Below are 20,437 nucleotides of genomic sequence, written 5' to 3' on the forward strand. Positions count from 1 at the left end.
TAGCGCTGTGATGATGAGTGCGCTAGTCTCTGACCGTTTGCCTTCGCTAGACCCTGATGACGGAACAACGAATTAAACGTATGAAAAACCGTATACCTACTTTGCTGGCCACTTTGATTGGTTCAGCTCTCTATAGCCAGCAAGGTATGGCTGCCGATCTCGCTTCGCAGTGTATGCTGGGCGTCCCAAGCTACAACCGTACTTTGGTTGAAGGGGACACCACGAATCTCCCTGTCACCATTGAAGCTGACAGTGTTACTGGCGATTATCCAAATAACGCTGTTTTTAGCGGTAATGTACAGATCCAACAAGGCAATAGCCTGGTACAGGCCGATGAAGTTCAGCTGAATCAAAAACAGCTGGCAGGACAGCCAGAACCTGTTCGTACCGTCGATGCCATAGGCAATGTACGTTACGATGATAACCAGATCATTCTCAAAGGCCCAAAAGCCTGGTCTAATTTAAATACCAAAGATACTAACGTTTGGGAAGGTGACTATCAGCTCGTTGGCCGTCAGGGTCGCGGTAATGCTGATGTGATGAAACAGCGTGGTGAAAACCGCTATACCATCCTTGAAAATGGTTCATTTACTTCCTGTCTGCCAGGTTCAAATACCTGGAGTGTCGTCGGCAGCGAAGTGATTCAGGACCGTGAAGAACAGGTTGCTGAAATTTGGAATGCTCGTTTTAAACTCGGTTCAATTCCGGTCTTTTATAGCCCTTATCTCCAACTACCCATTGGCGATAAACGTCGTTCAGGCTTTTTAATTCCTAATGCGAAGTACAGCTCAACAAACTACTTCGAATTTTCACTGCCCTACTACTGGAATATCGCACCTAACTTTGATGCCACCATTACCCCTCATTACCTGCATAAGCGGGGAGGTGTACAATGGCAAAATGAGTTCCGTTATCTCAGCCAGGCTGGACGTGGCTTAATTGAGTTCGACTATCTTCCGAGCGACGATCAGTACAGTCATGAGAGCAATACCAACTCGGGTAGCAGAGATAAACGCTGGTTATTCTATTGGAAACACAGTGGTGTTGTAGACAAGCTCTGGCGTTTCAATGTTGACTACACCAAAGTCAGCGATTCACGCTATTTTAATGACTTCTCTTCACAATACGGTTCCAGTACTGATGGTTACGCCACGCAAAAATTCAGCGCAGGTTATGCCAGCCAGAACTTCACAGCCACGCTGTCAGCCAAACAATTCCAAGTCTTTGCTAACCAGATAGGCAACACCACCAGCTCGTATCGTGCAGAGCCTCAGTTAGACGTCAATTACTATAAAAATGATGTCGGTCCGTTCGATACCCATATTTATGGTCAGGCGGTAAAATTCACCAACGTGAATAGCAACATGCCTGAGGCGACACGCTTACATCTGGAGCCAACGGTAAACTTACCGCTGTCTAACGGTTGGGCTAGCCTGAATACTGAAGCCAAGCTGATGATGACACACTATCAGCAAGATAACTTAGCAAGCTATCGTAACTATACCAATCAGCTTTATCAGAATAATCCATCTAACTCGAACTATCAGGAGTTAAATGAAAGCGCCAGACGCCTGTCGTCAACAGTCACCCGGACTATGCCGCAGTTCAAAGCTGACGGAAAACTGATTTTTGATCGCAATATGGAAAATACAGCCGGCTGGACGCAGACATTAGAGCCACGGGTTCAATATTTATATGTGCCCTATCATAATCAGAGCGATATCAATAACTACGACTCGGCGTTACTGCAATCTGACTATAACGGGCTGTTCCATGACCGGACCTATGGCGGCCTGGACAGGATTGCTTCTGCCAATCAGGTTACCACGGGTGTCACTTCTCGCGTCTATGATGATGCTTCGATTGAACGTTTTAACGTTTCCGTGGGTCAAATCTACTATTTCAATCAATCCCGAACAGGTGATGATAATATCAACTGGGAAAAAGATAAGAAAAGTGGTTCGATGATCTGGGCGGGCGATACTTACTGGCGTATGACAGACCGTTGGGGTCTGCGTGGTGGTTTAGAGTATGATGCACGTCTGGCCAACCTCGCGACCGGTAATATGGCGATAGAGTATCGTCGTGATGCCGACAGGCTGGCACAGCTGACCTATCGTTATGCCAGCCCTGAATATATTCAGGCAACACTGCCTTCGTTCTCTAATGCCAGGCAGTATAAAGAAGGCATTGCACAAATTGGTACCGTTGCTAGCTGGCCATTCGCGGACCGCTGGGCGGTAGTCGGAGCGTATTACTACGATACCAATACCCGACAAACTGCCAATACAATGCTCGGTGTACAGTATAGCTCTTGCTGTTATGCCATTCGTATTGGCGCCGAACGTAAAATCAACGGTTGGCAAAATAATCAAAGTCAGTACGATAATGTATTCGGCTTTAACATTGAGTTACGTGGCCTGAGTTCTAATTACGGTCTGGGTACTCAGCAAATGCTGCGTTCTAACATTCTACCGTACCAAAGCTCGCTGTAATTCGCTTTGACTGAAAACGTAATCCGCTTTGCGGCTAAGTAAAATGGAAAAAGTATGAAGAACTGGAGAACCCTGTTTCTCAGCATTGCCCTGGTGACCAATACAACCTTCGCTGCACCGCAGGTTGTCGATAAAGTTGCTGCAGTAGTCAATAACGGCGTTGTGCTGGAAAGTGATGTCAATGGACTGATGCAGTCAGTGAAAATGAACGCACAGGAAGCGCGTCAGCAGCTTCCCGACGATGCCACGTTACGCCATCAGATCCTTGAACGTCTGATTATGGACGAGCTGGTTCTGCAGATGGCCAAAAAAATGGGCATGACAGTGACTGACGAAGAACTGGGTCAGGCTGTCGCCAATATTGCCCAGCAAAATCATATGACTGTCGATCAGCTTCGCAGTCGCCTGGCTCAGGATGGTATCAACTTCAACAGCTATTTGAGCCAAATTCGTAAAGAAATGACGATTTCGGAAGTCCGTAATAACGAAGTTCGTCGTCGTATCACGATTCTGCCGCAAGAAGTGGATTCTCTGGCACAACAAATCGGTAATCAAAACGACAGTAGCACTGAGCTGAATTTAAGTCATATTTTGATTCCACTGCCAGAAAATCCAAGTTCAGCGCAGGTGGATGAGGCTGAAAAACAGGCGGGATCTGTTGCAGACCAAGCTCACAATGGTACCGATTTCGCTAAACTTGCCATCACCTATTCAGCCGATCAGCAAGCACTGAACGGCGGCCAGATGGGCTGGGGACGTATTCAAGAATTGCCTTCTCTCTTTGCCCAGGCATTAAGTACGGCAAAAAAAGGCGATATTATTGGCCCTATCCGTTCAGGCGTTGGTTTTCACATTCTGAAAGTGAATGATTTACGCGGTCAGACACAGAATATCTCTGTGACAGAGCTGAAAGCGCGTCATATTTTACTGAAGCCTTCACCTGTTCTGACTGATGCTCAGGCCCGCCAGAAACTGGAGCAGATTGCTGCCGATATTAAGACCGGTAGCACAACCTTCGCCGATGCGGCTAAAGCATTTTCTGACGATCCGGGTTCTGCTAATCAGGGTGGCGATCTCGGCTGGGCAACTCCAGATATTTATGATCCGGCCTTCCGCGATGCATTACTGAAACTGAACAAAGGCCAAATCAGCGCCCCAGTGCACTCCTCTTTTGGCTGGCATTTGATTGAGTTACAAGATACTCGTAACGTCGACAGAACCGATGCGGCACAGAAAGATCAGGCCTATCGTATGCTGATGAACCGTAAAATGTCCGAAGAAGGACAAAGCTGGATGCAAGAACAGCGGGCTGGCGCTTACGTGAAAATTATCGGTGCGAATGACTAATACTATTTCACGCGTGGTTATCACTCCCGGCGAACCCGCCGGGATTGGTCCTGACTTGGTAATCGCCTTAGCGCAACGCGACTGGCCGGTTGAGTTAGTGGTCTGTGCCAGCACAGAACTCCTGCTTGAACGTGCTGCCCTGTTAGGTCTCCCTCTCAGTTTAACGCCGCTGGCAATGGATAAACCAGCCACCGCTCAGCGCGCAGGTAGTCTCACAATATTGCCCGTTGAACTACGCGAGCCCGTTATTGCCGGCCAGCTGAATACGGCAAACAGCGCCTATGTGGTCGAAACGCTCGCCCGTGCCTGTGATGGCTGTCTTAACGGTGAATTTGCTGCCTTAATTACCGGTCCGGTACATAAAGGCATCATTAACGACGCAGAGATCCCCTTTATCGGTCATACCGAGTTCTTTGAAGAACGTTCTCAGAGCGAAAAAGTCGTGATGATGCTGGCAACAGAAGAGTTACGCGTGGCTTTAGTGACCACACATCTGCCGCTCAAAGCGATTTCTGACGCCATCACGCCGGATTTACTACGTCAGATTATCACCATCCTGTATCATGACTTGCAAACCAAGTTTGGTATTGCCGAGCCGCATATTCTGGTCTGTGGCCTGAATCCGCATGCTGGTGAAGGCGGGCATATGGGCACCGAAGAGATAGACACGATCATTCCGGTGTTAAATACACTACGCCAGCAGGGAATGAATCTTTCAGGTCCGCTCCCGGCAGATACCTTATTTCAGCCTAAATATCTCGATAACGCCGATGCTGTACTGGCGATGTATCACGATCAGGGTTTGCCAGTATTGAAATATCAAGGCTTTGGTCGAGCGGTAAATATTACCCTGGGCTTACCTTTTATCCGTACTTCTGTTGACCACGGCACAGCCCTTGAACTGGCGGGTCTTGGCAAAGCAGAGGTCGGCAGTTTTATTACGGCGCTTAACCTCGCCATTACAATGATTACTAATAGTCGATGAATACTCGAGTTCACCAGGGCCATCTTGCCCGCAAACGTTTTGGACAAAACTTCCTTAATGATCGTTTTGTTATCGATAGTATTGTCTCTGCAATAAATCCACGTCCCGGACAAGCGATGGTTGAAATTGGTCCGGGCCTCGGGGCATTAACTGAACCCGTTGGCGAACGTATGGATAAACTGACCGTGATCGAGCTCGATCGCGACTTGGCTGCACGCCTGCAAACTCATCCTTTCCTTGCGCCTAAACTAACAATTTATCAGCAAGATGCAATGACGATGGACTTTGCCGAATTACGTGAAAAAACCGGCCAGCCACTCCGTGTTTTCGGTAACCTGCCGTATAACATTTCCACTCCTTTGATGTTCCATCTCTTCAGCTATACTGATGCTATTGCAGATATGCATTTTATGCTGCAAAAAGAGGTGGTCAACCGTCTGGTTGCCGGTCCAAACAGTAAAGCCTATGGTCGCCTTTCCGTTATGGCCCAGTATTACTGTAATGTCATTCCTGTGCTGGAAGTGCCTCCAACGGCATTTACACCCGCACCGAAAGTTGACTCAGCCGTCGTCCGTCTGGTTCCGCATGCAACCTTACCGCATCCGGTCAAAGAGTTACGCGCACTCAGTCGGGTAACGACAGAAGCGTTTAATAAGCGTCGTAAAACTATCCGTAACAGCCTTGGTCATCTGTTTAGTGCTGAGGTACTGGAAGAGTTAGGTATCGATGCCACACTGCGCGCAGAAAATATCACTGTTGCACAGTATTGCCTGCTGGCAAACTACCTTTCTGACAATCCGCCAAAACAGCTGGAGAGTTAACCCATGCTAAATTCGCCCCGTGTATGTGTTCAGGTTCAAAGCGTGTATATCGAAGCTCAATCCTCACCAGAGCAGGAACGCTTCGTCTTTTCCTATACCGTCACTATTCGTAATCTGGGGCGAACTGCAGTGCAACTTCTCGGCCGTTACTGGTTAATTACTAATGGTAATGGCCGTGAAACTCAGGTTCAGGGCGAAGGTGTGGTGGGCGTTCAGCCACTCATTGAACCCGGTAACGAGTACCAGTATACCAGTGGCGCGATTATTGAAACGCCACTGGGCACCATGGAAGGGCATTATCAGATGATTGATTCCGAAGGTAACGATTTCCGCGTTGCCATTCCGGTCTTTCGTTTAGCCATACCTTCATTTATCCACTGATATCATGTCTACCTATCTTATTGGCGATGTTCATGGTTGCTTTCATGAACTGACAGCATTACTAAAACAGGTCGAATTCTCACCTGAAAAAGATACCCTGTGGCTGACGGGGGACTTGGTTTCCCGTGGTCCCGATTCACTGGCGGTGCTGCGCTATGTTCGCAGTCTGGGTCAGTGTGTGCGCATGGTTCTGGGAAACCACGATCTTCATCTGCTGGCGGTCTATGCAGGTATTAGCCGCAATAAACCCAAAGATAAACTCACGCCTTTGCTCGAAGCTGAAGATGCTGATGACTTAATTAACTGGCTACGTCGCCAGCCATTACTGCAGGTTGATGAAGATAAAAAACTGATCATGGCCCATGCGGGCATTACGCCGCAATGGACCCTCGAAACAGCCCAGGTTTGTGCCCGGGATGTTGAAGCTCTGTTAGCCAGTGACAGTTATCCTTTATTCCTTGACGCCATGTACGGTGATTTACCGAATAGCTGGTCTTCGCAGCTTAGCGGTCTGGCACGTCTGCGCTTCATTACCAATGCCTTTACACGGATGCGTTACTGCTTTCCCAACGGACAGCTGGATATGTCAGTGAAAGAAGCGCCAGAAAACGTTCCTGCACCGCTTAAACCCTGGTTTGATATTCAAGGCTTACTTCCCCCTGACTACTCCGTTGCTTTTGGACACTGGGCATCGCTGGAAGGAAAAGGAGCACCGTCTGGAGTGTATGCTCTGGACACGGGTTGCTGCTGGGGAGGAGATTTGACCTGCTTACGCTGGGAGGATAAGACCTGGTTCACTCAACCACAAATGAAACCCGTTCGAACAGACGTGAGTTAGCGGAAGTTTTCAGTGACACCCGTGTCTTTCAGGCAAGACCAATACAAGGTGGGGGATGAATGCAAATGCTCACCCCCAATATAACTAACGGCGCTCTAAGACCTCAAAACAGTAGCCATGCGAATTACTGTCATCAGCATCATGGAACTCGCTGAAGGTTGACTGCCACTCATCAGGAGAGTAGTCAGGGAAATGGGTATCGCCTTCTACTTCAGCATCGATATGCGTCAGATACAAACGTTGTGCCAGCGGTAAAAACTGCTCATAAATACTGCCGCCGCCAATCACCATAATCTCTTCAGCATCACCGCAAGCAGCAATAGCCTCTTCAACCGAAGAAACCCATTCAACACGCGAGTCATCGCCAGGTTTACTGCTGATCACAATATTTTTGCGGTCAGGCAATGGACGCCCAATCGACTCCCACGTTAATCGACCCATGATAACGGGTTTATTCAAGGTGGTACGTTTAAACCATGCCAAATCGGCCGGTATATTCCATGGCATAGCGTTTTCCATGCCAATAACACGATCTACTGCCAGTGCAGCAATCAGACTGATCATTTCGGTTATCCAAGTCCTGAGGGGAAAATTTTCGCCACTATACGGAAAGCGTAATACTTCGTCGATAGGGCCAGACGACACAATGAAAATTTTTTTATTAATTGCCCTATAACCCCCCCTTACCTTAACGGTAATAGATTAAAAAAAACACATCAAATTTACATTTAATTTTAATGACCACAATTTTATTGCATATAACACAAAATCTAAATTCCATTTCCCCAATAAAAAAACCCACCGAATGAAGTGGGCTTTAAGCGCTCTACAAACTCATCAGGCAGAAACAGCCCGGATACCCCAGGCCGTATCTTACCGATTACTGATTGATCAGGGCGTGCATTTCCTGGACTGAAATGACCTTTTCCGTCGCGTCAGCATTCAGTGCCATCGTGGTTGCAAAACCGCCATTCAGCGTAGTGTCATAATGCACTTTATATTGCAGGGCACTGCGGCGGATCAGTTTTGAATCTTCAATCGCCTGGCGACCTGCTGTGGTATTGATGATGTAGGTATACTCTCCATTCTTAATTCTGTCCTGAATGTGCGGACGGCCTTCATGCACCTTATTCACCAGACGTGGATTAATACCGGACTCACCCAGCACCACAGCAGTACCGTGAGTTGCATCCAGGTCAAAGCCCTGCTTCAACAATTTAGCCGCCAAGTCCACCACACGCTCTTTATCTCCTTCACGTACTGAAAGCAGCGCACGGCCTGGTTTACGCATCGTGGAATGGCTACCCAGCATCGCTTTAGCAAAGGCTTCAGCGAAGGTACGGCCAACCCCCATCACTTCACCGGTAGAGCGCATTTCAGGCCCTAATAGTGGATCCACGCCCGGGAATTTATTAAACGGCAGCACCACTTCTTTCACTGAATAGTACGGAGGGATAATTTCTTTCGTGACGCCCTGCTCTACCAGCGTTTTCCCTACCATGACACGCGCGGCGACTTTCGCCAGTGCCGTTCCGGTTGCTTTAGAAACAAAAGGTACGGTACGCGCGGCACGCGGGTTCACCTCAATCAGATACACTTCGTTATCTTTGACGGCAAACTGGACGTTCATCAGACCGCGAACCTGCAACTCAAATGCCAGCTTCTGTACCTGCTGACGCATGGTATTCTGAATATCCTGGTTCAGAGTATAGGCAGGTAATGAACAAGCGGAGTCACCGGAGTGTACGCCGGCTTGCTCAATATGTTCCATAATGCCGCCGATCAGTACCGTTTCACCGTCACAAATCGCATCTACATCGACCTCAACTGCATCATCCAGGAAGCGGTCAAGCAATACCGGGGCATCATTGGAAACGCTAACCGCAGCATGGAAATAGCGACGTAAGTCAGCTTCATCGTAGACGATTTCCATTCCGCGTCCGCCCAGAACATAGGAAGGACGTACCACTAATGGATAGCCAATTTGCGTTGCCTTTTCTACCGCCTGATCGATAGTGGTTACCGTTGCATTCGCCGGTTGTTTTAACTTCAGACGGTCAACTGCATGCTGGAAACGCTCGCGGTCTTCAGCGCGGTCGATAGCATCCGGACTGGTACCAATAATAGGAACACCTGCGGCCTCCAGAGCACGAGCCAGTTTCAGTGGTGTCTGACCACCGTACTGGACAATCACCCCTTTTGGTTTTTCGATGCGCACAATTTCCAGCACATCTTCAAAGGTGACTGGCTCAAAATAGAGTCTGTCAGAGATGTCGTAGTCAGTTGAAACCGTTTCAGGGTTACAGTTAACCATGATGGTTTCGTAACCATCTTCACGCAGTGCCAGAGAAGCATGAACACAGCAATAGTCGAACTCAATACCCTGACCGATACGGTTAGGTCCGCCGCCCAGTACCATAATTTTGTCTTTATCATGGTTAGGATTCGCTTCGCACTCTTCTTCATAAGTGGAGTACATATAGGCAGTATCGGTGGCAAACTCTGCCGCACAGGTATCAACCCGCTTATAAACCGGATGCAGGTTATACTGCTCACGCAGCTTACGAATTTCTTGCTCACGTACACCAGCGAGTTTAGCCAGACGTGCATCAGCAAAACCTTTGCGCTTCAACATACGCAGAAAATCAGCGTTCAGACCCGTGATTCCCACTTCTGCAACCTGCTCTTCCAGGCGGATCAACTCTTCGATTTGTACCAGGAACCAGCGATCGATATTGGTCAGGTTGAATACACCGTCTACCGACAGCCCCGCCCGGAACGCATCGGCGATATACCAGATACGCTCAGCACCGGCATCTTTCAGTTCGCGGCGGATCTTGGTTAAAGCTTCCGGATCGTCAAGATTCACTTTAGGATCAAAACCGGACGCACCGACTTCCAGACCACGTAATGCCTTCTGCAGAGATTCCTGCTGAGTACGGCCAATCGCCATCACTTCACCGACAGATTTCATCTGGGTGGTCAGACGATCGTTTGATCCGACAAATTTCTCGAAGTTAAAGCGTGGAATTTTGGTAACAACATAGTCGATGGAAGGCTCAAAGGAAGCCGGAGTGCGTCCCCCGGTAATATCATTCATCAGCTCATCAAGGGTGTAACCTACTGCCAGTTTGGCGGCTACTTTGGCAATCGGGAAACCGGTGGCTTTAGAAGCCAGGGCTGAAGAACGAGACACACGCGGGTTCATCTCGATAATAATCAGACGACCATTTTTTGGATTCACGGCAAACTGTACGTTTGAACCACCGGTCTCAACGCCGATTTCACGCAATACCGCCATCGAGGCGTTACGCATGATTTGATATTCTTTATCTGTCAGCGTCTGGGCAGGAGCAACGGTGATGGAGTCACCAGTATGAATTCCCATTGGGTCAAAGTTTTCGATAGAACAAACGATGATGCAGTTATCGTTCTTATCGCGAACCACTTCCATCTCATACTCTTTCCAGCCAATCAGCGACTCATCGATAAGCAGCTCGTTGGTAGGCGAAAGATCCAGACCACGTTCACAGATCTCTTCAAATTCTTCACGGTTATAAGCAATACCGCCGCCGCTGCCGCCCATAGTAAAGGAAGGGCGAATGATGCACGGATAACCTAAGTCTGCGGCAATCGCCAAGGCTTCTTCCATATTATGAGCGATGCCAGAACGCGCGGTATCGAGACCAATTTTTTTCATCGCAATATCGAAACGGCGACGATCTTCTGCTTTATCAATAGCATCAGCGGTGGCACCAATCATGGTAACACCAAACTCTTTCAGCACACCCTGACGTTCCAGTTCCAGCGCACAGTTCAGCGCGGTCTGGCCACCCATGGTTGGCAGGACAGCATCCGGGCGTTCTTTTTCAATAATCTTGCGCACAACTTCCCAGTGGATGGGCTCGATATAGGTAGCATCGGCCATTTCCGGGTCAGTCATGATGGTCGCAGGATTAGAGTTGACCAGAATAACGCGATAACCTTCTTCACGCAGAGCTTTGCAAGCCTGGGCTCCTGAGTAGTCGAACTCACAAGCCTGGCCGATAACAATTGGCCCGGCACCGAGGATCAGGATGCTTTTTATATCTGTACGTTTTGGCATTTTTTAAGCTCCTGATTATTTGGCTGTAGCACGGTAGTGCTTAATCAAATCAATAAAGTGGTCAAACAGCGGCGCGGCATCGTGCGGGCCCGGGCTTGCCTCAGGGTGTCCCTGGAAGCTGAAGGCCGCTTTATCAGTACGATGAATACCTTGCAGAGTGCCATCAAACAGCGATTTGTGCGTCACGCGCAGATTTGCCGGAAGGGTCGTTTCATCAACCGCAAAACCGTGGTTCTGTGCCGTTATCATCACGCAGTCACGGTCGAGATCTTTAACCGGATGGTTGCCGCCGTGGTGACCAAATTTCATCTTCACGGTTTTGGCTCCGCTTGCCAGTGCCAGTAACTGGTGACCCAGACAGATACCAAATACTGGAATATCGGTTTCCAGCAGGCTGGAAATCGCGCTGATAGCATAGTCACAAGGCGCCGGGTCACCCGGTCCGTTAGAGAGGAATACGCCGTCCGGCTCCAGTTTCATGACTTCTTCAGCAGAAGTCTGTGCCGGAACCACTGTCAGACGACAGCCTCTGTCCACCAGCATCCGCAGGATATTGCGTTTTACGCCGTAGTCGTAAGCAACAACATGATAGGGGAGTTTATTTTCAGGCGTTGCTTCTGGCAGACCGTCAGCCAGAGTCCAGCTACCTTGCTGCCAGCTATAAGCTTCTTGTGTTGTGACTTCTTTCGCCAAGTCCATACCGTTAAGACCCGGAAAGGCTTGAGCTTTTTCTAAAGCTTGTCCGGCATCCAGATTATCACCCACGATAATGCAGCCATTCTGAGCGCCCTTCTCACGTAGCAAACGTGTCAGCTTACGGGTATCGATATCCGCTATTGCGACAATATTGTGACGTTTAAGATAAGAAGAGAGGTCTTCGGTATTGCGGAAGTTACTGGCAATCAGTGGCAGGTCGCGAATTATCAGGCCTTGTGCATGAACCTGGGAAGATTCGGCATCGGCTTCGTTAGTGCCGACATTTCCAATATGGGGATAAGTAAGAGTGACAATTTGGCGGGAGTAGGAAGGATCAGTGAGGATTTCTTGATAACCGGTCATAGAGGTGTTGAAAACGACTTCCCCCACTGCCGTACCCGATGCCCCAATGGCCCGACCGTGGAATTGGGTTCCGTCTTCCAGAACCAATAGCGCTGACTTAATCAAAACGTCCTCCAAGAATAATCATTCATTTTATCCGCATATTAATTCAAAACAGAGGTAAGAATCAATTGCTAAAAAACGTCTGCCCGCAGGATTTTTGGCAAACGGCGGCATTCTAGAGATAAGACAGTTAAAAGTCTACTCTGTCGCACACTTTTCATAGATATTTGCCATTTTGATAAACAAAACTTTCATTAACGGTCAAAACACTCAGACAACTCAGGCAGATAATCGATTGCTAGCAATCCTGAAAGGGTAAAAAAAATAGTGTGATTAAAAAACAACCATTCATGAGATGTTTCGCAAGAAAACAGTTAATAGCAACACAAAAAAAAGTCACTTATATGGACTTGGGATGAGAATAACAACAAAGTCGATAAAATAAATACAAAAAAAATGAGCGATACAATATCGCCCATTAAATCAATTAATTAAAAATTAATTTCAATGCATTGTGAATAATAAAAATTAAATATTATCTAAGCCAAGGACATCCTTGATATCAAAAAGTCCCACTTTCTTATCTTTCAGCCATAATGCTGAGCGAACAGCGCCATTTGCAAAAGTCATGCGATTTGAAGCCTTATGAGTGATTTCAATACGCTCACCCAGATCGGCAAACATCGCCGTATGCTCGCCAATAATGTCTCCGGCACGGATGGTTGCAAAACCAATGGTGCCTGGCACGCGCTCACCGGTATCGCCTTCACGAGCATAAACAGCACAATCTTTCAGATTTTTACCTAACGTTTTTGCGATGGTCTCGCCCATTGCCAGGGCTGTACCTGATGGAGCATCGACTTTATAGCGATGATGGGCTTCAATGATTTCAATATCAGTATCTTCGCCGATCACTTTGGCTGCATTTTCCAGCAGCTTCATCATCACATTGACACCGACACTAAAATTGGCAGCGAAAACGATGGGTATCTCTTTTGCTGCATCAGCTATCGCCTGTTTACCCCCATCATCGAAACCGGTAGTGCCAATCACCATGCCTTTACCGTGCTGACGGCAAAAGGCCAGATGAGTGAGCGTACCTTCCGGGCGAGTAAAATCAATAAGCACATCAAAGTCATCAACAACGGCATCGAGGCTGTCATGAATCACCGTATTAACGGTGCCCGTCCCCGCGAGTTCGCCCGCATCGCTACCGACCAGGGAAGATCCCGGACGTTCAAGTGCGGCACCCAGTACAACACCCTCCCGCTGTAGTGTTGCTTGAATCAGCTGACGTCCCATACGTCCGCCTGCTCCCGCGATAGCCACTCGAATTTGTGTATCTTGCATATCTGTACTCTTTTTAAAATGGGTAAAGAAAATATCTGTTCAGGGTAACCAGACCTGTGTCGGGCTACCAGCCGAAAACAGTGATAATTAGAATTTACTATCAGGCGTGGTTTAATATCAATCTCGCTTAAACCCGTACAGTCCTTTCTCAGGGTGCCAGTGCCAGTGCCTCAGTAACCCATTGCTGAAAACCGATGACATCAATTTCTAAAGCAACCTGAGCATTGGCAGGCCTTCCTAGCCGCTGCTCAATATCGACGACTGTGGTACCGCTGGTGTACTCCCCTTGTGTTTCAACAGCGACAAAGCACGCCTGGGTACGGAACAATTCAGGTTTAACTAAAAAGGCGATAGCAGTTAGATCATGCATCCGCAACCCTGTTTCCATACTGCCACTGCGATAGTGACTAAAAATAGCGTGCAGCATCTCTCCGGTACGGTTGAGCCCAGGCAGAGTGGCCAGGTACTCAGGCGTCAGCATCGCATGGTTAGTGACATCCAGTCCGCACATCACAATATCCAGCCCGCTATTAAACACATGTGCCGCTGCTTCAGGATCAACCGCAATATTAAATTCGGCATTCGGTGTGAGGTTTCCTCTTCCTGACGATCCGCCCATCATCACAATGCGCTTAATCCGTGGTTTACATTCAGGATATTGAGCCAGCAGCATCGCAATATTGGTTAAAGGGCCGATAGTGACAAGCGTAATGGGCTCTTCACTGGCAAGCAGGCAGTCATAGATAGCCAGAAAGGCAGGTTTATCTATTGCACATTGTTCTGACGACGCAAAGGGATAGCCTGCCATGCCAGACTCACCATGGACATTAGAGGCATCCCGTGCAGGACGTAACAAGGGGGCTGCAGCACCGCGCGCAACGGGAACTGACTGCTGCCAGAATGTCATTAATTGCAGCGCGTTACGCGTGGTTTTCTCCACCGAAACATTACCGGATACGGTACTTATCAGTTTCACCTCAAGCTGCGGAGAAAAAAGTGCTGCGGCGATAGCCACCGCATCGTCGATACCCGGATCGGTATCAATAATTACAGGAAGCCTGTTCATACTGTTCTCCAAAAAAAATGCCAGCTGATTCACATCAACTGGCATCGTCTCATAATTTGTCGTTCGCCACGCTAATCGACTTCACGAACATCGACACGCAATTCACGCGGAACTTCAAAAACAATATTTTCTTCACGCCCACTTAACTCACGAGCTTCTTCCCCGCCAAGCGAACGCAAGCGGGTAATCACGTTTTGCACCAGGATATCCGGCGCGGAAGCTCCTGCGGTAACGCCGACACAGCGGGCATTCTTCAGCCACTCTTCCTGAATATCTGTTGCATCATCAATTAAATAGGCGGCTTTGCCCATGCGCTGGGCCAGTTCGGCCAAACGGTTAGAGTTTGACGAATTTTTCGAACCAACCACCAGTACCACGTCTGCTTCACTCGCCAACGAACGTACCGCTTCCTGGCGGTTAGTGGTGGCATAGCAAATATCATCTTTACGTGGTCCGGTGATTTCCGGGAATCGCTCACGTAAAGCATCGATCACATCTGAGGTATCATCGACCGATAAGGTTGTCTGAGTCATAAAGGAGAGGTTGCTGGCATCTTTAACATCAAGCGTCCAGACATCATCAGGCGACTCGACCAGATACATGCCCCCTTTCGGGTTACTGTATTGCCCCATCGTGCCTTCAACTTCAGGGTGTCCGGCATGGCCGATAAGAATCGACTCTTCACCACGGCGACTGGCGCGAGCCACTTCCATATGCACTTTGGTTACCAGCGGACAGGTGGCATCGAATACCGTCAGTTCACGAGATTTCGCTTCATTACGTACTGCCTGAGAAACACCATGGGCCGAAAAAATCAAGATAGCACCATCCGGTACTTCACTGATTTGCTCAATAAAAATGGCCCCTCGTTCACGCAAGCTATCAACAACGTAGCGGTTATGTACCACTTCGTGACGCACATAAATCGGTGCACCATAAAGCTGCAGTGCATTCTCAACAATGCTGATAGCGCGGTCGACCCCAGCACAAAAACCTCTGGGATTAGCCAACAGGATCTGCATTTACGCCTCCAGTACCGGATCGACTTCCAGTACTTCAATGTCAAAGTGAATAGTCTGCCCGGCCAGAGGGTGATTAAAATCAACGGTGATAGAATCACCGTTGACTTCACGAACCACTCCCGGCATTTCGCTACCATCCATGGCAGTAAACAACATGATAGCCCCAGGTACAGGCTCACCTGCCGCCGCAAACTCACGGCGAGAAAAATACTGGATCATGTCCGGGCTAGGGATACCAAATGCGGCTTCAGGTGCGAGGAAGAAAGACTTCTTCTCCCCTGCCGTTAATCCTAACAGTTCGGCTTCAAGACCTGGAGACAGGCTGGTGTCTCCCAGGCGAAACAGTGCTGGCTTGCCGCTATTACGCGTAGACTCAGCAGTCGATCCATCTTCCAGTTTAAGAATAAAATGAACCAGAACTGCGCTATTTTGTTGTACAGAGTCAGCCATGAATTACCTTTTTTCCTGTGCGGATTTTTTAGAAGGGATAATAAACCCCTCTAAAATGATAAGTGCCGCACCAATACAGATGGCCGTATCGGCAAGATTGAAAGTGGCAAAATGCCAGTCACCGACATAGAAATCTATCATATCGACCACAAAGCCGTGCCAGAGTCGGTCGAATAAATTGCCCAGAGCCCCACCAATAATCAATGCATAAGCAATGTTATTAAGCTTATCAGTCGCTTTTGCACGGTACATCATCACTGCCAGCACCACGCAGATACCAACAGCAATAACGGCGAAGAACCAGCGCTGCCAGCCCTCTTTATCTGCCAGGAAACTAAAGGCAGCGCCATAGTTACGGGCATAGTGCAAATTGAGTGACGGGAACAGTGGTAAGGTTTCCCCCAGCATAAAATGCTGGAGGACCAGAAACTTACTGCCCAAGTCAATAGCAAGTACAGCGACTGCCAGCCAGAGCCAGCGCAACCCGGTAGAGAGTATAGGTTTCATCAGGCAAACTTACGTTGTTCGCCAGCACCGGCGACGTTAGTAACACAGCGACCACAGACTTCTGCGTGCTCCGCATTCTGACCAATATCGGTGGTGTAATGCCAGCAACGCGGACATTTCTCCCCTTCGGCTTTACGCAGCGACACTTTCAGACCTTTCAGTACGTCACTCTGCTGTGCATCTCCTCCAGCCGCTGCATAGTCAGCAACAACTGCTTCAGAGGTCAGTAAGACAAAACGCAGCTCAGCGCCCAGGCTGTTCAGTTTCGCAGTCAGCTCACTGTCAGCATACAGCGTGACTGCCGCTTCCAGGGAACCGCCGAGAACTTTATCAGCACGCGCCTGTTCAATCACTTTGTTCACTTCACCGCGCACAGTCAGCAAGGTATCCCAGAAGTCATTACCCATTTTTTCATCTTCTTCCAGACCAAACAGGCCTTCATACCATTCCTCGGTGAAGACATACTGGGAATGCTCACCCGGCAGATAGTTCCAGATCTCATCTGCCGTGAAGGACATGATAGGTGCCATCCAACGAACCAGAGCCTGGGCAATATGATACAACGCGGTCTGACAGCTACGGCGTGCCACGCTGTCTGCCTTCGCGGTGTACTGACGGTCTTTTATGATATCAAGGTAGAATGAACCCATTTCAACCGAGCAGAAACGCATCATACGCTGTACGACTTCATGGAAATCATAGCTCTCATAAGAGGCCAGGATATCGGCTTGAGCAACTTGCGCACAACCCACTGCCCAGCGATCCAGCACCACCATATCTTCTGGTTTAACGCTGTCGGTAGCCGGGTTAAAGCCATTCAGGTTTGCCAGCAGGAAACGCGCAGTGTTACGGATACGACGGTAAGCATCAGCGGAACGCTTAAGGATCTCGTCAGACACCGCGATTTCACCGGTATAGTCGGTAGAAGCAACCCAGAGACGTAAAATATCCGCCCCTAATTTATTCATCACATCTTGTGGTGCAATAGTATTACCGATGGATTTGGACATTTTGCGTCCCTGGCCATCAACGGTAAAGCCGTGAGTCAGTACTTGGCGATAAGGCGCTTTGCCTTTCATCGCGGTTGAAATCATCAGCGACGACATAAACCAGCCGCGGTGTTGATCTGAACCTTCCAGATACATATCGGCAGCATTACCGGCGAATTCAGGGCGCACATCAACCACAGAAGAGCTGGTTGATCCGGAATCAAACCAGACATCCAGGGTGTCAGGCACTTTGACATAGTCAGCGGCTTCATCACCCAGCAGGTCACGAGGATCAAGATCCCACCATGCCTGAATACCATCTTGCTCAACGCGCTTCGCCACTTCTTCCATCAGTTCCAGCGCACGCGGGTGCAGCTCTTCGGTATCTTTATGGACAAACAGCGACATAGGAACGCCCCAGGTACGCTGACGCGAGATACACCAGTCCGGACGGTTCGCAACCATGGATTCAATACGCGCCTGGCCCCAGTCGGGGATCCACTGAACGCTTTTGATCTCTTTCAGTGACTGCTCGCGCAACCCTTTCTGATCCATGCTGATAAACCACTGTGGCGTCGCACGGAAAATGATCGGGGTTTTGTGACGCCAGCAGTGTGGATAGCTGTGACGCAGTTTTTCAATATGCAGTAACTTGCCGTTATCTTGCAGCAGGCTCACAATCAGGTCATTGGCCTTAAACACCATGACACCGTCAAGGCCCGGGAAGGTTCCTGGCAGATAGCAGCCGTTCGGCCCGACAGGGTTTGCGATTTCCAGGCCGTATTTCTGGGAAATAACATAGTCATCCGGACCGTGGCCACCGGCGGTATGCACTGCACCGGTACCCGCATCCAGCGTAACGTGAGAGGCCAGGATAGCAGGTACGTCGAAATCCATAAACGGATGTTTAAAACGCATTAAATCCAGCGTTTCACCCTTAACAGTGCCCAGCACCTGGTAATCGGTGATTGCTGCACGTTTCATCACGCTGTCTACCAGCTCTTTGGCCAGAATTAAGGCCTGACCTTCAATCTGCACCAGCGCATAGTCAAAATCGGCCGCCAGTGAGATAGCGCGGTTGGCCGGCAATGTCCACGGCGTAGTCGTCCAGATAAGCAAAGATACCGGACCATTAACCTGAGAAACGCCAAATTTCGCCGCTACACCTTGCGGATCAACGGCATTGAAAGTCACATCAATCGATGGTGAGGTTCTGTCGTCATATTCCACTTCCGCTTCAGCCAGCGAAGAGCCGCAGTCAACGCACCAGTGAACTGGTTTAGCCCCTTTATGCAGATGGCCATTACCGATGATTTTACCCAGTGCACGGATGATATTGGCTTCCGTTTTGAAGTCCATGGTCAGGTAAGGGTGCGCCCAGTCACCCAGAACACCTAAACGAATAAAGTCTGCACGCTGGCCATCAACCTGCTCAGCGGCATATTTACGACAAGCTGCACGGAATTCTGCTGCGGTGACTTTTTCACCCGGTTTACCGATAAGTTGTTCAACTTTCAGTTCAATAGGCAGACCGTGGCAGTCCCAGCCTGGAATATAAGGCGAGTCAAAACCTGACAGACCTTTTGATTTAACAATAATGTCTTTCAGAATCTTGTTAACTGAGTGACCAATATGAATGCTACCGTTCGCATAAGGAGGGCCATCATGCAAAATAAAGGTTTTTTTGCCTTTTTTGGCCTGGCGAATGATGTTGTACAGGTCATCACCATTCCAGCGAGCCAGCATACCTGGCTCACGTTTGGCCAGGCCGCCACGCATTGGGAAACCTGTTTCCGGCAAATTCAAGGTAGATTTAAAGTCACTCATTAGATTCTCAGTTCCGTGTTTCGGTTAGCCGTTCAGGCGTTTGACCCAAAAAATTCGCGAGCTGTCGCTACATCTCTGGCAATTTGTACCTTAAGTTCATCAAGAGAAGCAAATCGCTGTTCATGACGTATTTTTTTACGTAACACCACATCTATATGGCGTCCGTACAGATCCATTGCAACGTCCAGTAAATGGACTTCCAATTGCTTACGTATACCCGACACCGTTGGGCGAGTACCAATATTAGCCACGCCGATAAACGGTTTATCGCCAAGCCCCATCACTTCGACCGCATAAACCCCTTTAACTGGGGAGACCTGACGTTTTAACGGCAGATTGGCGGTCGGGAAGCCAATAGTGCGCCCCAGGGCATCACCATGAACTACGCGTCCGGAAATACTAAACGGATGGCCGAGCAAGTTTTCAGCTTGCTCAAAATCATCATCCGCCAGTGCCTGACGCACGGCGGTACTGCTAATACGAACGCCCTGCGAGCAAAAGGTATCAGCACTGGTAAGGTCGAAGCCGAATTCTTCACTCGCCTTCTGTAATAACAAGAAATCCCCCAGACGACCAGCGCCAAAGCGGAAATCATCCCCCACAGCCAGGTATTTCACCCCAAGGCGTGTCACCAGCAGGTCATTGATAAAATTTTGAGCGGTGAGTGCGGCAAATCGCCTGTCAAAGCGCACACATAACACGGCATCGACACCAGACTCTGCCAGATAACGTAGTTTTTCGCGCAAACTGGTCAGGCGAGCAGGCGCGTGGTCTGAAGAGAACAATTCAAGCGGTTGAGGTTCAAAAATCATCACCATCACCGGCAGGTTGCGCGCACGACCTTCTTCGCACAAGCCCTTTAGCAGCGCCTGATGACCACGGTGCATCCCATCGAAATTTCCGATAGTAAGAACGCATCCGTGATGATTCTGGCGCAGATTATGTATACCGCGTATCAGCTTCATGCCTGGCTCAAAACAGTGGGAATCGGCGGATTATACCAACTACCGGGGATAAGGTTAACCTACGATTGTTGCCTTTATCGTAAAGGTTTCACTAATTTATCCGTTGCGGTAAAGATATTTACCGCTGATTCAGCTTTTCGGGTGTAATTTTGATGCGAAAGACTGTATTCGCAAGCCCGATGCTGATA

General features: G+C 48.9%; 16 protein-coding genes. 6 read left to right on the forward strand and 10 right to left on the reverse strand.

The annotated features are described in order from the left end of the window. Positions 1-80 precede the first annotated feature (80 nt). The 6 genes from lptD to apaH are packed head-to-tail and all read left to right on the forward strand — an operon-like array spanning position 81 to position 6,867. Positions 81-2,495, forward strand: a complete 2,415-nt coding sequence (lptD, locus tag Q1A40_RS11095) for an LPS assembly protein LptD (RefSeq protein ID WP_300000111.1) — start codon at positions 81-83, stop codon at positions 2,493-2,495. Between the two features lie 54 nt (positions 2,496-2,549). After that, complete coding sequence (gene surA, locus Q1A40_RS11100) at positions 2,550-3,842, forward strand: peptidylprolyl isomerase SurA (protein ID WP_300000112.1); 1,293 nt, start codon at positions 2,550-2,552, stop codon at positions 3,840-3,842. Further along, entirely contained in the window at positions 3,835-4,827 is a 993-nt protein-coding gene (pdxA, locus tag Q1A40_RS11105; RefSeq protein ID WP_300000113.1) for a 4-hydroxythreonine-4-phosphate dehydrogenase PdxA, read from the forward strand. Before surA ends, pdxA begins: the two co-directional genes overlap by 8 nt. Continuing rightward, entirely contained in the window at positions 4,824-5,648 is an 825-nt protein-coding gene (rsmA, locus tag Q1A40_RS11110) for a 16S rRNA (adenine(1518)-N(6)/adenine(1519)-N(6))-dimethyltransferase RsmA (RefSeq protein WP_300000114.1), read from the forward strand. Before pdxA ends, rsmA begins: the two co-directional genes overlap by 4 nt. Positions 5,649-5,651: 3 nt before the next feature. Beyond that, on the forward strand, positions 5,652-6,029 hold the full coding sequence (gene apaG / locus Q1A40_RS11115) for a Co2+/Mg2+ efflux protein ApaG (RefSeq protein ID WP_300000115.1): 378 nt from the start codon (positions 5,652-5,654) through the stop codon (positions 6,027-6,029). A 4-nt stretch (positions 6,030-6,033) separates the two neighbouring features. Continuing rightward, positions 6,034-6,867 carry a bis(5'-nucleosyl)-tetraphosphatase (symmetrical) ApaH gene (gene apaH, locus Q1A40_RS11120; RefSeq protein WP_300000117.1) on the forward strand — a complete coding sequence of 278 codons (834 nt, stop codon included), beginning with the start codon at positions 6,034-6,036 and terminating at the stop codon, positions 6,865-6,867. An 84-nt stretch (positions 6,868-6,951) separates the two neighbouring features. Here the strand turns inward: apaH and folA are convergent, their stop codons facing one another. The 10 genes from folA to ribF form a co-directional block, all read right to left on the reverse strand. Beyond that, positions 6,952-7,431 carry a type 3 dihydrofolate reductase gene (gene folA / locus Q1A40_RS11125; protein ID WP_300000119.1) on the reverse strand — a complete coding sequence of 160 codons (480 nt, stop codon included), beginning with the start codon at positions 7,429-7,431 and terminating at the stop codon, positions 6,952-6,954. Between the two features lie 316 nt (positions 7,432-7,747). Continuing rightward, complete coding sequence (gene carB, locus Q1A40_RS11130; RefSeq protein WP_300000122.1) at positions 7,748-10,972, reverse strand: carbamoyl-phosphate synthase large subunit; 3,225 nt, start codon at positions 10,970-10,972, stop codon at positions 7,748-7,750. A 15-nt stretch (positions 10,973-10,987) separates the two neighbouring features. Next, positions 10,988-12,136, reverse strand: a complete 1,149-nt coding sequence (gene carA, locus Q1A40_RS11135; protein ID WP_300000123.1) for a glutamine-hydrolyzing carbamoyl-phosphate synthase small subunit — start codon at positions 12,134-12,136, stop codon at positions 10,988-10,990. Positions 12,137-12,601: 465 nt separating this feature from the next. Next, on the reverse strand, positions 12,602-13,423 hold the full coding sequence (gene dapB, locus Q1A40_RS11140; RefSeq protein WP_300000125.1) for a 4-hydroxy-tetrahydrodipicolinate reductase: 822 nt from the start codon (positions 13,421-13,423) through the stop codon (positions 12,602-12,604). A gap of 148 nt (positions 13,424-13,571) precedes the next feature. Beyond that, positions 13,572-14,489 carry a ribonucleoside hydrolase RihC gene (gene rihC / locus Q1A40_RS11145; protein ID WP_300000126.1) on the reverse strand — a complete coding sequence of 306 codons (918 nt, stop codon included), beginning with the start codon at positions 14,487-14,489 and terminating at the stop codon, positions 13,572-13,574. A gap of 71 nt (positions 14,490-14,560) precedes the next feature. Beyond that, positions 14,561-15,511 carry a 4-hydroxy-3-methylbut-2-enyl diphosphate reductase gene (gene ispH, locus Q1A40_RS11150; protein WP_300000127.1) on the reverse strand — a complete coding sequence of 317 codons (951 nt, stop codon included), beginning with the start codon at positions 15,509-15,511 and terminating at the stop codon, positions 14,561-14,563. After that, a complete protein-coding gene (gene fkpB / locus Q1A40_RS11155; RefSeq protein WP_300000128.1) occupies positions 15,512-15,961 on the reverse strand; it encodes an FKBP-type peptidyl-prolyl cis-trans isomerase in 450 nt (149 codons plus the stop codon). A 3-nt stretch (positions 15,962-15,964) separates the two neighbouring features. Next, on the reverse strand, positions 15,965-16,471 hold the full coding sequence (gene lspA, locus Q1A40_RS11160) for a signal peptidase II (RefSeq protein ID WP_300000198.1): 507 nt from the start codon (positions 16,469-16,471) through the stop codon (positions 15,965-15,967). Continuing rightward, positions 16,468-19,284: an isoleucine--tRNA ligase gene (ileS, locus tag Q1A40_RS11165; RefSeq protein ID WP_300000129.1), complete on the reverse strand. Its 2,817-nt coding sequence runs from the start codon at positions 19,282-19,284 to the stop codon at positions 16,468-16,470. The genes lspA and ileS overlap by 4 nt, the downstream gene beginning before the upstream one ends. Positions 19,285-19,316: 32 nt before the next feature. Then, a complete protein-coding gene (gene ribF, locus Q1A40_RS11170) occupies positions 19,317-20,249 on the reverse strand; it encodes a bifunctional riboflavin kinase/FAD synthetase (protein WP_300000130.1) in 933 nt (310 codons plus the stop codon). Positions 20,250-20,437 lie beyond the last annotated feature (188 nt).

This window comes from uncultured Cedecea sp., from assembly GCF_947498825.1.
Taxonomy (GTDB): domain Bacteria; phylum Pseudomonadota; class Gammaproteobacteria; order Enterobacterales; family Enterobacteriaceae; genus JGM124.

Coding starts and splice junctions, on each gene's coding strand:
- lptD (WP_300000111.1), top strand. CDS start 81: ATGAAAAACCGTATACCTACTTTGCTGGCCACTTTGATTGGTTCAGCT.
- surA (WP_300000112.1), top strand. CDS start 2,550: ATGAAGAACTGGAGAACCCTGTTTCTCAGCATTGCCCTGGTGACCAAT.
- pdxA (WP_300000113.1), top strand. CDS start 3,835: ATGACTAATACTATTTCACGCGTGGTTATCACTCCCGGCGAACCCGCC.
- rsmA (WP_300000114.1), top strand. CDS start 4,824: ATGAATACTCGAGTTCACCAGGGCCATCTTGCCCGCAAACGTTTTGGA.
- apaG (WP_300000115.1), top strand. CDS start 5,652: ATGCTAAATTCGCCCCGTGTATGTGTTCAGGTTCAAAGCGTGTATATC.
- apaH (WP_300000117.1), top strand. CDS start 6,034: ATGTCTACCTATCTTATTGGCGATGTTCATGGTTGCTTTCATGAACTG.
- folA (WP_300000119.1), bottom strand. CDS start 7,431: ATGATCAGTCTGATTGCTGCACTGGCAGTAGATCGTGTTATTGGCATG.
- carB (WP_300000122.1), bottom strand. CDS start 10,972: ATGCCAAAACGTACAGATATAAAAAGCATCCTGATCCTCGGTGCCGGG.
- dapB (WP_300000125.1), bottom strand. CDS start 13,423: ATGCAAGATACACAAATTCGAGTGGCTATCGCGGGAGCAGGCGGACGT.
- rihC (WP_300000126.1), bottom strand. CDS start 14,489: ATGAACAGGCTTCCTGTAATTATTGATACCGATCCGGGTATCGACGAT.
- ispH (WP_300000127.1), bottom strand. CDS start 15,511: ATGCAGATCCTGTTGGCTAATCCCAGAGGTTTTTGTGCTGGGGTCGAC.
- fkpB (WP_300000128.1), bottom strand. CDS start 15,961: ATGGCTGACTCTGTACAACAAAATAGCGCAGTTCTGGTTCATTTTATT.
- ileS (WP_300000129.1), bottom strand. CDS start 19,284: ATGAGTGACTTTAAATCTACCTTGAATTTGCCGGAAACAGGTTTCCCA.
- ribF (WP_300000130.1), bottom strand. CDS start 20,249: ATGAAGCTGATACGCGGTATACATAATCTGCGCCAGAATCATCACGGA.